Source organism: Streptomyces sp. UC4497, from assembly GCF_054871485.1.
The window spans coordinates 1-14,556 of the sequence record NZ_JBTYHB010000003.1; the positions used below are offsets into that span (position 1 = coordinate 1).

The 14,556-nt window shown below is 69.0% G+C and carries 12 protein-coding genes; 8 read left to right on the forward strand and 4 right to left on the reverse strand.

The genetic code is table 11. From position 1 onward, the window contains the following. Window positions 1-143: 143 nt before the first annotated feature. The 4 genes from ACYSUO_RS05090 to frc (ACYSUO_RS05105) all read right to left on the reverse strand — a co-directional run bounded on the left by ACYSUO_RS05090 (window position 144) and on the right by frc (ACYSUO_RS05105) (window position 6,420). Window positions 144-1,523, reverse strand: coding sequence for an OFA family MFS transporter (locus ACYSUO_RS05090; RefSeq protein ID WP_461774774.1), 1,380 nt, complete (start codon window positions 1,521-1,523; stop codon window positions 144-146). A 1-nt stretch (window position 1,524) separates the two neighbouring features. After that, entirely contained in the window at window positions 1,525-2,910 is a 1,386-nt protein-coding gene (locus ACYSUO_RS05095; RefSeq protein WP_461774775.1) for an OFA family MFS transporter, read from the reverse strand. A gap of 123 nt (window positions 2,911-3,033) precedes the next feature. Beyond that, the gene (locus ACYSUO_RS05100) at window positions 3,034-5,187 is read right to left on the reverse strand and encodes an acetate--CoA ligase family protein (protein WP_461774776.1); all 2,154 of its coding nucleotides are present in this window, start codon (window positions 5,185-5,187) and stop codon (window positions 3,034-3,036) included. 3 nt (window positions 5,188-5,190) lie between these two features. Continuing rightward, window positions 5,191-6,420 carry a formyl-CoA transferase gene (gene frc / locus ACYSUO_RS05105; RefSeq protein WP_461774777.1) on the reverse strand — a complete coding sequence of 410 codons (1,230 nt, stop codon included), beginning with the start codon at window positions 6,418-6,420 and terminating at the stop codon, window positions 5,191-5,193. 198 nt (window positions 6,421-6,618) lie between these two features. On the opposite strand from frc (ACYSUO_RS05105), the gene sucC reads away from it, so the two are divergent. The 8 genes from sucC to ACYSUO_RS05145 all read left to right on the forward strand — a co-directional run bounded on the left by sucC (window position 6,619) and on the right by ACYSUO_RS05145 (window position 14,542). Beyond that, window positions 6,619-7,758, forward strand: coding sequence for an ADP-forming succinate--CoA ligase subunit beta (sucC, locus tag ACYSUO_RS05110; protein WP_461774778.1), 1,140 nt, complete (start codon window positions 6,619-6,621; stop codon window positions 7,756-7,758). An 11-nt stretch (window positions 7,759-7,769) separates the two neighbouring features. Continuing rightward, entirely contained in the window at window positions 7,770-8,654 is an 885-nt protein-coding gene (gene sucD / locus ACYSUO_RS05115) for a succinate--CoA ligase subunit alpha (RefSeq protein ID WP_461774779.1), read from the forward strand. A 139-nt stretch (window positions 8,655-8,793) separates the two neighbouring features. Next, complete coding sequence (locus tag ACYSUO_RS05120) at window positions 8,794-10,329, forward strand: aldehyde dehydrogenase family protein (protein ID WP_461774780.1); 1,536 nt, start codon at window positions 8,794-8,796, stop codon at window positions 10,327-10,329. Between the two features lie 221 nt (window positions 10,330-10,550). Then, complete coding sequence (locus tag ACYSUO_RS05125) at window positions 10,551-11,225, forward strand: GntR family transcriptional regulator (RefSeq protein ID WP_461775164.1); 675 nt, start codon at window positions 10,551-10,553, stop codon at window positions 11,223-11,225. Window positions 11,226-11,355: 130 nt separating this feature from the next. Beyond that, entirely contained in the window at window positions 11,356-12,585 is a 1,230-nt protein-coding gene (gene frc, locus ACYSUO_RS05130) for a formyl-CoA transferase (RefSeq protein ID WP_461774781.1), read from the forward strand. 1 nt (window position 12,586) lies between these two features. Continuing rightward, window positions 12,587-13,084, forward strand: coding sequence for a beta-class carbonic anhydrase (locus ACYSUO_RS05135; protein WP_461774782.1), 498 nt, complete (start codon window positions 12,587-12,589; stop codon window positions 13,082-13,084). A gap of 106 nt (window positions 13,085-13,190) precedes the next feature. Continuing rightward, window positions 13,191-13,913: an acyl-CoA dehydrogenase family protein gene (locus ACYSUO_RS05140; protein WP_461774783.1), complete on the forward strand. Its 723-nt coding sequence runs from the start codon at window positions 13,191-13,193 to the stop codon at window positions 13,911-13,913. A gap of 134 nt (window positions 13,914-14,047) precedes the next feature. After that, window positions 14,048-14,542: an NAD(P)H-dependent oxidoreductase subunit E gene (locus ACYSUO_RS05145; RefSeq protein WP_461774784.1), complete on the forward strand. Its 495-nt coding sequence runs from the start codon at window positions 14,048-14,050 to the stop codon at window positions 14,540-14,542. The last annotated feature ends 14 nt before the right edge of the window (window positions 14,543-14,556 follow it).

Below are 14,556 nucleotides of genomic sequence, written 5' to 3' on the forward strand. Positions count from 1 at the left end.
ACCCCCCCCCCCCCCCCCCGGCCCACCCCCCCCCCCCCCCGCCCCCCCCCCCCATTGGTGGGGGCCCCGCCCACCGGCCCGCCCCCCACTCAACTCGTACCGATGCGCTTTACGTGACCAGCGCGGATCAGTGCCTTACGTGATCATGTCAAGGACACCGCCTTCTCGTTCCGCCCCGGCTGCCGCAGCAGCAGCGCCACGAGCGCCGACAGCATGGATATCCCGCCGGCCAGGGCGTACGCGCCGTTGTAGCCCCAGGCGCCGACCACCATCGAGCCGAGTCCGCCGCCGAACAGGCCGCTGATGAGCTTCCCGCTGTACACCAGGCCGTAGTTGGTGGCGTTGTAGTTCTCCCCGAAGTAGTCCGGGGTCAGCGCCGCGAACATCGGGTAGAACGCGCCGCCACCGAAGCCGGACAGGAACGCGAAGACCAGGAACAGCCACTCGCTGCGGACGTCGCCCGCCCAGATGATGCCGAACTGGGCCAGGCCGAGGACGACGATCACGAGGATCAGGCTCGCCTTGCGGCCCCACAGGTCCGACATCCAGCCGACCACCGCGCGGCCGACACCGTTGATGACCGCCATGACACCCATCGAGGACGCGGCGACCAGCGGACCGAAGCCGACCTCCTTGGCGAAGTCGACCTGGAAGGAGATGCCGAAGATCGACACACCTGCCGTCAGGACCAGGCTCAGCCACATCAGCGGCAGCTGGCCCGTCTTGATGGCCTCCATGGGGGTGTACTGCTTGACGGCCGGCGGGTTCTTCTCCAGTGCCGCCCGGCTCTTGCTGTTGCCCGACTTCGCCAGCGGGTCGATGTCCGAGGGCCACCAGTTCTTCGGCGGGTCCCGGAAGAAGAACGCACACACCAGCACCACGATCAGCACGTAGACGCCGATCATGTCGAGCACCCGGTGGTAGTTCGACGTGTCGAAGGCGTAGTTGAAGATGAAGATGAACGGAAGCGAGCCGTAGGCGAAGCCTCCGTTGACGAAACCTGTCCTGCCGCCTTTGCGTTCGGGGTACCACTTGCCGACCATGTTGATGCAGGTCGCGTACACGAACCCGGAGCCGAGCCCGCCGATCACGCCGAATCCGATGATGGCCAGCCACACATTGTGCAGATGCGACAGGGCCAGGAATCCGAACAGGCACATGAAGGCGCCGATGTACATGGCCCGACGGGCCGGCATGATGCCCTTCTCCCGCAGCCAGCCGGCCGGGAACGCCACACCTGCCTGGAAGAACACCCAGACACTCAGGATCCAGAAGGTGTTGGACTGCGTCCAGCCGTGCGCGGAGGACAACGTGTCCTCGGCGGAGCCGTAGGCGTACTCGAAGACACTGATGGCCATCATCGCGGCCCACGGCAGGTACACCATGAACTTGCGGGAGTGGCCGAGGATGTCCCGGTCGGTCTCGCCGACGCGATAGATCCGGCCGTGCTCGTCGGTGATTTCTCGGTACCGGCTCCCCGAAGCCGGTGCCGTGTTACTAGCGGAGACAGGTTCCGCCGTCATATCAAGCCATCTCCTCACCAAGGGGTTGTGGGTTGGGGTGGACCCCACGCTTCTTGGGCCTACCGGGCGGGGACAGGAAGATGGCCACGAAGCCGGCGAAGAACGAGATGCAGCCGGCCAGGATGAAGGCCCCGGAGTGTCCCCAGGCGCCGACGACGACGGACCCCATGCCCGCGCCGAGCCCTGAGACGAGCTTTGAGCTGTAGACCATGCCGTAGTTGGTGGCGTTGTTGTTCTCGCCGAAGTAGTCCGCGGTCAGGGCCGCGAACATCGGGAAGATCGCGCCACCGCCGAATCCCGAGATCGCGGAGAAGACCAGGAACATCGCGAGCATCTGCTCGGAGGCCGACCAGATGATGCCGAACTGGGCGAGGCCCAGGATGACGCAGACCGCCAGCAGACACTGCTTGCGGCCGTACCGGTCGGAGAGCCAGCCGATGACACCGCGACCGGTGCCGTTGACGACCGCCTTGAGTGACATCGCGGTGGCCACGATTCCGCCCGCGAAGCCCGCTTCCTTGCCGATGTCGACCTGGAAGGCGATACCGAAGATGTTCACACCCGACGTACAGGCCAGGCAGAACCACATCAGCGCGACCCGGCCGGTCTTCCATGCCTCCATGGGGGTGTACTGCTTGACGGCCGGCGGGTTCTTCTCCAGCGACCGGCGGGCCCGCGGGTCCTCCGGAGGGTTGAGCGGGTCGATGTTCGCCGGCCACCAGTTCTTCGGCGGGTCCTTGAAGAAGGAGCCCGCGACGGCGACCATCGCGGCGAGCAGCACACCCACCGAGACCAGCACCCAGCGGAAGTTGGTCAGGTCCATGAACCCGGTGAACAGGAACACGAACGGGACCGAGCCGTAGGCGAAACCGCCGTTGACGAAGCCCGTCTTGCCGCCCCTGCGCTCCGGGTACCACTTGCCGACCATGTTGACGCAGGTCGCGTACACCATGCCGGCGCCCATACCGCTGAAGACACTGAAGCCGATGTAGGCGACGATGACGTGCGGTGCGAAGGCCAGCGACAGATAGCCGAGGAAGGTGCCCACGGCGCCGAGCATCATGGCCCAGCGGGCCGGCAGTTTGCCGCTCTCCCGGAGCCTGCCCGCGGGCATGGCCACGGCCGCCTGGAAGAACACCCAGACGGTCATCATCCAGAAGATGTGTCCGCTGTTCCAATGGTGCGCGGTGTGCAGTGTGTCCTCGGCGGACGCGAACGCGTACTCCGCGGACGAGATGCCCATCATGCCCACCCAGGGCAGGATGACCATCCACTTGCGCCCGCGACCCATGATGTCGATGTCGCTCTCGCCAACGCGGTACATCCGGCCGTTGGCGTCCGTCACCTCCCTGTAGGGGACGGAACTCGGCAGATCGGTTGTTGTCATGTCGATCGTTTCCCTTGCGTCGAAAGATCTGGGCAGCGCCCCCTGTCCAAATTTCTTTCGTGTGCGCACGGGGCCTGGGTCCGGTCGGCGCACACCGCCGACCGGATCCGTCGGTCGCCTACGTCATCGACCGCCCCCCAACTTCCCCGCCGCGCGGGCCCACTTGTACTTGGCGCCGAGCACCGCGACGGGCTTCTCGGTCGTGTACGGATACGCGACGACACCCCGGTCGAAGAGGTACTGGCACGCCTCCTCGACCTCGACGTCGCCGGCCAGCGAGGCCACCACGGGCTTCTCGATGCCGCGCTCCCTGAACTCCTGGACGACGCGCGCCGTCACCTCCGCGAACACCATGGGCGGGGTGACGATGGTGTGCCAGTAGCCGAGCACCAGCGAGTGGATCCGCGGATCCTCAAGGCCGAGCCGGATCGTCGCCTCGTACGTCGACGGGGGCTCGCCGCCCGTGATGTCGACGGGGTTGCCCGCGGCGCCGAACGGCGGGATGAACTTCCGGAACGCGGCGTCCAAGTCGGCCGGGATCTCCATCAGTTCGAGCCCGTTGTCCATCACGGCGTCCGAGAGCAGCACACCCGAGCCACCGGCCCCCGTGATGATCACGACGTTGTCGCCCTTGGGGGTCGGCAGCACCGGCAGCGCCCGCGCGTACTCCAGCATGTCGTTGAGGCCGGGCGCCCGGATGACACCGGCCTGCTTGAGGATGTCGTCGTACACGGCGTCGTCGCCCGCGAGCGCGCCCGTGTGCGAACCGGCCGCCTTGGCGCCCGCCGCCGTACGCCCCGCCTTCAGGACCACGACCGGCTTCTTCGGCACGGTCTCGCGCGCGGCCGCCACGAAGGCGCGACCGTCCTTGAGGTCCTCCAAGTGCATCGCGATGCAGTCGGTGTGGGGGTCCTCGCCGAACCACGTGAGCAGGTCGTCCTCGTCGAGGTCCGACTTGTTGCCGAGCCCGACGATCGCCGAGACACCCGTCTTCGTGGTGCGGGCGAAGCCCAGGATGGCCATGCCGATGCCACCGGACTGGCTGGTCAGGGCGACGCCGCCCTTCACGTCGTACGGCGTGCAGAACGTGGCGCACAGGTCCTGCCACGTCGAGTAGTAGCCGTAGATGTTCGGGCCGAGGAGGCGGGTGCCGTAGCGCTCGGCGATCGCGACGATCTCGTCCTGGAGCTCGTGCTCGCCGGTCTCGGCGAACCCGGAGGGGATGAGGACCGCGTTGGGAATGCCCTTGCGGCCCACCTCCTCCAGGGCCGATGCCACGAACTTCGCGGGGATCGCGAAGATCGCCACGTCCACGTCGCCGGGCACGTCCGTGACACTCTTGTACGCCTTGCGGCCCAGGATGTCGTCGGACTTCGGGTTCACCGGGTGGATCTCGCCGGAGAAGCCGCCGTCGATGAGGTTGCGCATCACCGAATTGCCGATCTTGCCCTGCTCGTTCGAGGCACCGATCACGGTGACGGAGCACGGCTCCATCAGCCGCCGCATCGAGGTCAGGATCTCCTCGCGGGTGTAGGTGCGCCGCTGCTTCGTCTCGCCCTCGGCGAGGATGACGCGGATGTCGGCGGCGAGCGCGCCCTTCGGCGTCGCGATCACCGGGTTGAGGTCGACCTCGGCTATCTCCGGGAACTCCGTGACCAGTTGGGACACCCGGCGGATCTGCTCGGCCAGCGCCTCCCGGTCGACGCCCTTGGCGCCGCGCACCCCGCGCAGCACCTCCGCCGCCTTGATGGAGTCGAGCATGTCGAGGGACTCGTCCTCCGTCACCGGCGCGAGCCGGAAGGTGACGTCCTTGAGCACCTCGACCAGGACGCCGCCGAGCCCGAAGGCGACGACCTTGCCGAAGGTCGGGTCGGTGACGGACCCGACGATGACCTCCTGGGTGTCGGGCCCGGTGGGCAGCAGTTCCTGCACCTGGATGCCGGTGATGTGGGCATCGGCCGCGTACGCGTACGCGTTGTCGACGATCCGCTGGTACGCCTCCCGTACGGCGGCCTCGCCCTCCACGCCCACGATGACGCCGCCGGCGTCGGTCTTGTGCAGGATGTCGGGCGACACGATCTTCAGCACCACGGGTCCACCGAAGCGGGCCGCGGCCGCCACCGCCTGGTCGGCATCGGTCGCGAGCTCCTCGCCGGGGACGGCGATCCCGTACGCGTCGGCGATCACCTTCCCCTCGGGCGCGGTGAGCGCTGTACGTCCCTCGGCCCGCACGGCATCGAGCAGCGCCCGTACCTTGAGCTCACGTTCCTCGGCCATCAATCAGATCACTCCGTTCGACTTGAGCAGACGCAACTCTTCGTCCCCGAGGCCGAGTTCACCGATGAATACCTCCGCGTTGTGCTCGCCGAGCAGCGGGGAGGCGGTGACGTCGACGGGGGAGTCGGAGAGCTTGAGAGGGGAACCGACGGTCTTGAAGGAGCCGCGCTGCGAGTGCGGAACCTCGACGACCATCTCGTTGGAGACCAGCGACTCGTCCTCGATGATCTCCTTGGTGGAGAGGATCGGGCCGCAGGGGATGTTGTGGGCGTTGAGCCGGTCGAGGACCTCCCACTTGGGGAGGGTGGACGACCACTCCTCGATGAGCTGGAACATCTTGTTGAGCTTCGGGAGGCGCGCCTCGGGCGTGGCCCAGTCGGCGTCCTCGGCCAGTTCGGGCCGTCCGATCAGCTCGGTGATCGGCTTCCAGCCGACCGGCTGGACGATGACGTAGACGTAGTCGTTGGGTCCGCCGGGTGCGCACTTGACGGCCCAGCCGGGCTGTCCGCCGCCCGAGGCGTTGCCGGAGCGCGGGACCTCGTCGCCGAAGTCCTCGTTGGGGTACTCCGCCAACGGGCCGTGGGTGAGGCGCTGTTGGTCGCGCAGCTTGACGCGGCACAGGTTGAGCACGGCGTGCTGCATGGCGACGTTGACGCGCTGCCCGCGCCCGGTGTTCTCGCGCTGGAACAGGGCGGCCAGGATGCCGGCGACCGTGTGGATGCCCGTGCCCGAGTCGCCGATCTGCGCACCCGTCGCGAGGGGTGGTCCGTCCTCGAAGCCCGTGGTCGACATGGAGCCGCCCATGGCCTGGGCGACGACCTCGTAGGCCTTGAAGTTGGTGTACGGGCCCTCGCCGAAGCCCTTGATGGAGGCGTAGATGATGCGGGGGTTGATCTCCTGGATGCGGTCCCAGGTGAAGCCCATCCGGTCGACGGCTCCGGGGCCGAAGTTCTCCACCAGCACGTCGGAGCGGCGGATCAGTTCGGTCAGCAGCTCCTTGCCGCGCTCTGTCTTGGTGTTGAGGGTGATGCTCCGCTTGTTGCAGTTGAGCATCGTGAAGTAGAGGGAGTCGACGTCCGGGATGTCACGCAGCTGCTTGCGTGTGATGTCACCGGTCGGCGCCTCCAGTTTGACGACGTCCGCACCCAGCCACGCCAGCATCTGCGTGGCGGATGGGCCTGACTGGACATGGGTCATGTCCAGGACGCGCACACCCTCGAGTGCCTTGGTCACGAACGACTCACCTCGCTACTGGTCCACGGTCGGTTCCACGGTCGGTCCACCGTCGGCTCGTACATTGCATACAGTCGCCGAATACTGTATGAAAACTGGTATCCCGCATTGCGTGGATGGTGTCCAGGGGGCGTGCAGCACTTTTCCTTTCCTTAGCCGAATCAGCGGCTGAAGCAGGAACCGAGACAGGAGCCGCAAATGGACCTGTACGAACACCAAGCGAGGGACCTGTTCGCGGAGCACGGCATCCCCGTCCCGCGGGCCGAAGTCACCGAATCCGCCAAGGAGGCGCGGGAGTTCGCCCGCCGCCTCGGCGGCCGCGTCGTCGTCAAGGCGCAGGTCAAGACGGGCGGGCGCGGCAAGGCAGGCGGTGTCAAGCTCGCCGCCGACCCGGCCGCCGCCGAACTGACGGCGCGCCAGATCCTCGGCATGGACATCAAGGGCCACACCGTGCGCAAGGTGATGCTGGCCCAACCAGTCGACATCGAGACCGAGTTCTACGTCTCCTACGTCCTCGACCGCGCGGCCGGCGCCTTCCTCGCCATCGCCTCCGCCGAGGGCGGCATGGAGATCGAGGAGGTCGCCGCCACCCGGCCCGAGGCCGTGGCCCGGATCCCGATCGACCCGGCCGTCGGCGTCACCTCGGCCGTCGCGGCGCGCATCGCGGAGGCGGCAGGGCTGCCGCCGCAGACCGTCGACGTCCTCGTCCGCCTGTGGGAGGTCCTCACCCGCGAGGACGCGGTGCTCGTCGAGGTGAACCCGCTCGTGCGCACCGCGCAGGGGCAGATCCTCGCGCTCGACGGCAAGGTGACCCTCGACGACAACGCCCGCTTCCGCAACGCACGTTGGGGTGAGCAGGAAGCCGCGCACGAGGAACCGCTGGAGGCCAGGGCGGCGGCCAAGGGGCTCAACTATGTGAAGCTCGACGGCGAGGTCGGCATCATCGGCAACGGCGCCGGGCTCGTCATGTCCACCCTCGACGTGGTCGCGGGCTGCGGTGCCAGGCCCGCCAACTTCCTCGACATCGGCGGCGGCGCCTCCGCGCAGATCATGGCCGACGGGCTCGACGTCATCCTCTCCGACCCGGCCGTAAAGTCCGTCTTCGTCAACGTCTTCGGCGGCATCACCGCCTGCGACGCGGTCGCCGACGGCATCGTCCAGGCCCTGGAAAGCGTCCAGTTGACCAAACCGCTCGTCGTCCGCCTCGACGGGAACAACGCGGCACGCGGCCGGACCATCCTCGAAGAGCGCGCCCACCCCCTGGTGGCACAGGCCACCACCATGGACGGCGCCGCACGCCAGGCCGCCGAACTCGCCCTCACCTCCAACCCCCTTTAAGGAGCCGGGACATGGCCATCTACCTGACCCAGGAGAGCAAGGTCCTCGTCCAGGGCATGACCGGCGCCGAGGGCATGAAGCACACCCGCCGCATGCTCCAGGCGGGCACCAACGTCGTCGGCGGCGTCAACCCCCGCAAGGCAGGGCGCAGCGTCGACCTCGACGGCCGCGACGTCCCCGTCTTCGGCAGCGTCGCCGAGGGCATGGCCGCCACCGGAGCCGACGTCACCGTCGTCTTCGTGCCGCCGGCCTTCGCCAAGGGCGCCGTCATCGAGGCGGCCGACGCGGGCATCCCGCTCGCCGTCGTCATCACGGAGGGCATCCCGGTGCACGACGCCGTCGCCTTCCAGGCGTACGCGAAGCGGAAGGGCACCCGCATCATCGGGCCCAACTGCCCGGGCCTCATCTCGCCCGGCGCCTCGAACGCGGGCATCATCCCGGCCGACATCACCAAGCCGGGCCGCATCGGCCTCGTCTCCAAATCCGGCACCCTCACCTACCAACTCATGTACGAGCTGCGCGACATCGGCTTCTCGACGTGTGTGGGCATCGGCGGCGACCCCGTCATCGGCACCACGCACATCGACTGCCTCGAAGCGTTCGAGGCCGACCCCGAGACCGAACTCATCGTGCTCATCGGGGAGATCGGCGGCGACGCGGAGGAACGGGCCGCAGTCCACATCCGCGAGCACGTCACCAAACCGGTCGTCGGCTACATCGCCGGATTCACCGCCCCCGAGGGCAAGACGATGGGGCACGCCGGCGCCATCGTCTCCGGCTCCTCGGGTACGGCAGCGGCCAAGAAGGAGGCGCTCGAAGCGGTCGGCGTCCGCGTCGGCTCGACACCTACAGAGACGGCGCAGCTCGTCCTGGACCGCCTCGCCGACGGGCAGTGACGCTTCTCATAGGCATCAACTGGCCATCCGTACAAGGCTCTTGGCATACGGGAGGTGTCCGTTGGGCACCTCCCGTCCACAGCACCACCAGCCATGAAGTACACCGCCCCGACTGTGCACCGTGAGCGGAGACCGAACAATGGCAACCACCCTCAAGGCGAACACCTCCTGGTCCGACGCCTGGCAGCGCTGCCTCGCCGTCGCCCCCGAGGCCTTCCAAGACGACCGCGTCCTGAACCTGTGGAACGGCGCCTGGCAGGCCGACGGCCGCGCCCTGCCCGCCACCAGCCCCGTCGACGGCAGCCCCATCGCGGGCCCGCCCCGCCTCGACGCCGACACCGCCCACCAGGCCGTACGTGCTTCCCTCGACCAGCACCGCGCCTGGCGGCACATCCCCCTTCCCGAGCGGCGCGCCCGCGTCGCCGCGACCCTCGACGCCCTCACCGAGCACCGCGAACTCCTGGCCCTGCTTCTCGTCTGGGAGATCGGCAAGCCGTGGCGCCTCGCGCAGGCCGACGTGGACCGCGCCATCGACGGCGTGCGCTGGTACGTCGACGGAATCGACGAGATCCTCGGCGAGCGCACCCCGCTGGCCGGACCCGTGTCGAACATCGCCAGCTGGAACTACCCGATGAGCGTGCTCGTGCACGCCATGCTGGTCCAGGCCCTGGCCGGCAACGCCGTCATCGCCAAGACGCCGACCGACGGCGGCGTCTCGTGTCTCACTCTGGCCTGCGCGCTGGCCGCCCGCGAGGGCATCCCGGTCACCCTGGTCAGCGGCAGCGGCGGGCAGCTCTCCGAGGCGCTCGTGCGGGCGCCGGAGATCGGCTGCGTGTCCTTCGTCGGCGGCCGGGACACGGGCGCGGCGGTCGCCACGGACGTCGCCGACCTCGGCAAGCGGCACATCCTGGAACAGGAGGGCCTCAACACCTGGGGCATCTGGAACTTCACCGACTGGGACAAGCTGACGGCCGCCATCCCCAAGCTCTTCGACTACGGGAAGCAACGCTGCACCGCCTACCCGCGGTTCGTCGTGCAGCGCGAGGCCTTCGACGCGTTCCTCGCCGCGTACCTGCCCGCCGTACGCACCCTGCGCGTCGGCCACCCGCTGGCCGTCGAACACCCCGAAGACCCGTACCCGGCACTCGACTTCGGGCCGCTCATCAACGCGGCGAAGGCCAAGGAGCTGCACGACCAGGTCGCCGAGGCGATCGACCGCGGCGCCGTCCCGCTGCACCGCTCCACGGCCGACCCGGCGCTGTTCCTGCCGGGCCAGGACACCAGCGCGTACGTGCACCCGGTGACGCTCCTCGGCCCGCCGCCGTCCTCGCCGCTGCACCACGCCGAGCCGTTCGGCCCGGTCGACACCATCGTGCTCGTCGACACGGAAGCGGAACTCCTCGCGGCGATGAACGCCTCCAACGGCGCCCTGGTAGCCACCCTGTCCACCGACGACGAGGCGACGTACGAGCGGCTCACGCCGCAGATCCGGGCGTTCAAGGTCGGCCACGGCAAGCCGCGTTCGCGCGGGGACCGTGACGAGCTGTTCGGCGGGTTCGGGGCGTCGTGGCGCGGCGCGTTCGTGGGCGGCGAACTCCTGGTCCGCGCGGTCACCGAAGGGCCGTCGGGGGAGCGGCTGCCGGGCAACTTCCCGGACTACCACCTGATGCCCTGACGCAGCTGCGGCGGGGTCCCGCGCGACGCAGGGGGCGCTCCCCGTCGCACGTGAACCCCGCCGCCGTGCCGCGGGGCGAGTTCTCGCCCGCCCCGCGCACACGATGTGTCGACGGGATATTGTGTACAGGCTGGGACAGCCCTCGGCAAGAACTACGACAATCCCCATGCGAGAAGCGTGGGTTGAGACACCGTGGACGCAGGACGGAAGGGGCCCCGATGTTGCCGACCGCAGGACTGCCGCAGGGTGCGGTACCCAGACTGGACCGGCCGGGACCGCTGCGTGAGCGGGTCTACGGCGCACTCCTCGAACTCATCATCACCCGCACCCTGCCGCCCGGCGCGCACCTCGTCGAGACGGAACTCGCCGCGCAGCTGGGGGTGTCGAGGCAGCCCGTACGGGAGGCGTTGCAGCGGCTCAGCACCGAGGGATGGGTCGATCTGCGGCCCGCGCAGGGCGCGTTCGTGCACGAGCCGACCGAGGACGAGGCGGACCAGCTCCTGAAGGTCCGCCAGCTCCTGGAGACCGAGGCCGTCCGGCTCGCCGCGGGCAAGGCCGATGCCGTCGCCGTCGCCGCGCTGGAGGAGCTGTGCGAGGCGGGGGAGCGGGCGGTCGCGGCGGACGACGTGGAGGCGGCGGTCGCGCTCAACGCGCAACTGCACGGCGCCGTCATGGAGTTGGCGGCGAACGAGGTCCTCGCGGAGCTGGCCGCGCAGGTCGACCGCCGGGTGCGTTGGTACTACACACCGGTGGCGCGGCAGCGCGGCCACCAGTCCTGGGCGGAGCACCGCGAGCTGATCGCCGCGCTCGCTGCCAGGGACGAGAGCCGGGCGGCGCAGGTCATGCGCGCGCACACCGAGCACACGCGCACGTCGTACCACCAGCGCGCCAGGTAGCGGACCGGGCGACCGGCGGCGGGGGAATGCTGTCGCAGAGGATTGCATACAGTCGACGGATACTGTATGAACATTGGTATGTGCCGGTCTTCTAGCTCCTGACGCGCAAGCGAGAGGTGGGGTGTCGATCATGACCAAGGCTCTTGAGGGCGTGCGAGTCCTCGATATGACGCACGTTCAGTCGGGCCCGTCAGCAACGCAGTTGCTCGCGTGGCTGGGTGCGGACGTCGTCAAACTGGAGGCGCCGACCGGTGACATCACGCGCAAGCAGCTGCGTGACGTCCCGGACGTCGACTCCCTCTACTTCACGATGCTCAACTCCAACAAGCGGAGCATCACCCTCAACACCAAGAGCGACCGCGGCAAGGAGATCCTCACGGAGCTGATCCGCCGCTCGGACGTCATGGTGGAGAACTTCGGCCCGGGCGCGGTGGACCGGATGGGCTTCACCTGGGACCGCATCCAGGAGATCAACCCCCGCATTATCTACGCCTCCATCAAGGGCTTCGGCAAGGGCCCGTACACCAACTTCAAGGCCTACGAGGTCGTCGCCCAGGCCATGGGCGGTTCGATGGCCACCACGGGCTTCGAGGACGGACCGCCGACGGCCACGGGTGCGCAGATCGGTGACTCGGGTACGGGGATCCACACGGTCGCCGGCATCCTGGCGGCCCTGTTCCAGCGCGAGAACACCGGGCGCGGACAGCGCGTCAACGTCGCCATGCAGCACGCCGTGCTCAACCTGTGCCGCGTGAAGCTGCGCGACCAACAGCGCCTCACCCACGGCCCGTTGGCCGAGTACCCGAACGAGGACTTCGGCGACGAGGTGCCGCGTTCCGGCAACGCCTCCGGCGGCGGACAGCCCGGTTGGGCCGTCAAGTGCGCGCCCGGCGGACCCAACGACTACGTGTACGTGATCGTTCAGCCGGTGGGCTGGAAGCCGATAGCCGAGCTGATAGGTCGGCCGGAGATGGCGGACGACCCGGAGTGGTCGACCCCGGAGGCACGTCTCCCGAAGCTCAACAAGATGTTCCAGCTGATCGAGGAGTGGTCGTCGACGCTTCCCAAGTGGGAGGTCCTCGACCGGCTCAACGCCCACAACATTCCCTGCGGCCCGATCCTCTCCACCAAGGAGATCATCGAGGACGAGTCGCTGGTCTCCAACGAGATGGTCGTCGAGGTCGAGCACCCCGGGCGCGGCTCGTACATGACGGTCGGCAACCCGCTCAAGCTCTCCGACTCACCGACCACCATCTCCGGCTCCCCGCTCCTGGGCGAGCACAACAGTGACATCTACGCCGACGAACTCGGCCTGGATCCGGCTGAGTTGGCGCAACTCGCCGAACAGGGCGTCATCTGAGATGGACGGCACCGTGGTCGACCGCCTCGTCGAGGCGAACGAACGGTATGCCGCGGCGTTCACCGATCCCGGTATGGACGCCCGTCCGGTTCTGGAAGTGGCCGTGGTCGCCTGCATGGACGCCAGGATCGACCTGCACGCGGCGCTCGGCCTGGGGCTCGGCGACTGCCACACCGTCCGCAACGCGGGCGGTGTGGTCACCGACGACACCATCCGCTCGCTGGCCATCAGTCAGCGGGCGCTCGGCACCCGCAGCGTGGTGCTGATCCACCACACCGGCTGCGGACTGCAGTCGCTGACCGAGGAGTTCCGGCACGAGCTGGAACGCGAGGTCGGGCAGCGGCCGACATGGGCGGTGGAGGGCTTCACCGACGTCGACCAGGATGTGCGGCAGTCCCTGCGGAAGGTGCGCACGTCGCCGTTCCTGCCGCACACCGACGACGTCCGCGGGTTCGTCTTCGACGTGACGACGGGGCTGTTGCGGGAGATCGCCGCGTAGCCCTGCCCGGTCGAAATTCGGCCCTCCGCGCCTCTGGTGGCGCGGAGGGGGAACCGGAATACTGTATGCAATTGCTGAGTCGTTCAGCTGACGAGGGGGTCGCCCCGTGTCGTACCGCACCGCACTCGCACACGTCCTGACCGGTGCCGTCGCCCTTGGCGGCGAACCGGCCCGCATGCAAGGCAAGTTCCCCCGCTCCGGCGTCACCGCGCTCGGCCGCGCCGGGCTGCTCGGTCTCACCGTCGCTCCCGAACTCGGCGGCGGCGGACGGGGGTTGACGGAGGCCGCCGACGTCGTGGGGCATGTCGCCCGCGTCTGCCCGGCCGCCGCGGCAGTGCTTCGCTCGCACTATGCGGCGGTCGCCGTCCTGGAGGTGTACGGCGGCACCTGGGTACGTGCCGAGATCGCCGCCGGACGACACCTGTGCTCACTCGCCCTCGACGAGGACGGGCCGGAGTCCGTGGCGCGACGGGCGGGCGAGGTCGTCACCCTGCGCGGACGCAAGCGGCATGTCGTCGCCGCGGGCGAGGCCGACAGCTACCTCTGGTCGAGCCGGGCGCCCGGGGCCGGCCCGGACCGGCAGAGCTTGTGGCTGGTCCCCGCGCACGCTCCCGATCTGTACGTGCCGGCCCGGGTGGCAGGTCCCGGACCGAGCGGCAGTTCGACCTCGACGGTCTGCGCCGACCCGGTGCGCGTACCCGCCTCGGCCCTGCTCGGGGCGGACGGGGAGGGCGACCGGCTGGTGCGCGATGTGGTGCTGCCGTGGCTGACCGGACTGGCCGCCGTGACGGACCAATCGGACCAGGAGCCCGCGCTCGCGGCCTCGTGAACGACCGCCCGGTGTACGGAAGTCGGCCGATCGACTCCGCTCGATCTCGTCCCGCTTCTTTACACCGGGCTTCTGTATACAGAAGTCTGTATGGGGTAGTGCTGGGGTCTCCTGCACCCGCGCCGGAGACCCGCATGACGGAAGGCGGATCGATCATGACGACCAGCGGGACGGACGTGTCGGTCGAGGGCGTGGTCAGAAGGGCGGCGGCCGCGCACCGTGGCGAGCGCGGCGCACTGCTGCCCGTACTCCACGCCGTGCAGGCCGAGTTGGGGTGCGTACCGCAGGAGGCGATCCCCGTCCTCGCCGACGAGTTCAACCTCTCGCGGGCCGACATCCACGGAGTGGTGACCTTCTACCACGACTTCCGCCGCGAGCCGGCGGGTCGCTCCACCGTCCGCATCTGCCGCGCCGAAGCCTGCCAGGCCCTGGGCGCCGACCGCCTGCTGGGCCACGTACGGGAGTCGGGCTTGACGCTCGGCGAAACGAGCGCCGACGGCGGTGTCACCGTCGAGCAGGTCTTCTGTCTCGGCAACTGCGCGCTCGGCCCCTCGGTGGAGGCGAACGGCCGGCTGCACGGGCGTGTGACCCCGGCCCGGCTCGGCGCGATCCTCAACGGGACGGTGTGAAAAGTGACTTCGGA

Coding starts and splice junctions, on each gene's coding strand:
- ACYSUO_RS05090 (WP_461774774.1), bottom strand. CDS start 1,523: ATGACGGCGGAACCTGTCTCCGCTAGTAACACGGCACCGGCTTCGGGG.
- ACYSUO_RS05095 (WP_461774775.1), bottom strand. CDS start 2,910: ATGACAACAACCGATCTGCCGAGTTCCGTCCCCTACAGGGAGGTGACG.
- ACYSUO_RS05100 (WP_461774776.1), bottom strand. CDS start 5,187: ATGGCCGAGGAACGTGAGCTCAAGGTACGGGCGCTGCTCGATGCCGTG.
- sucC (WP_461774778.1), top strand. CDS start 6,619: ATGGACCTGTACGAACACCAAGCGAGGGACCTGTTCGCGGAGCACGGC.
- sucD (WP_461774779.1), top strand. CDS start 7,770: ATGGCCATCTACCTGACCCAGGAGAGCAAGGTCCTCGTCCAGGGCATG.
- ACYSUO_RS05120 (WP_461774780.1), top strand. CDS start 8,794: ATGGCAACCACCCTCAAGGCGAACACCTCCTGGTCCGACGCCTGGCAG.
- frc (WP_461774781.1), top strand. CDS start 11,356: ATGACCAAGGCTCTTGAGGGCGTGCGAGTCCTCGATATGACGCACGTT.
- ACYSUO_RS05135 (WP_461774782.1), top strand. CDS start 12,587: ATGGACGGCACCGTGGTCGACCGCCTCGTCGAGGCGAACGAACGGTAT.
- ACYSUO_RS05145 (WP_461774784.1), top strand. CDS start 14,048: ATGACGGAAGGCGGATCGATCATGACGACCAGCGGGACGGACGTGTCG.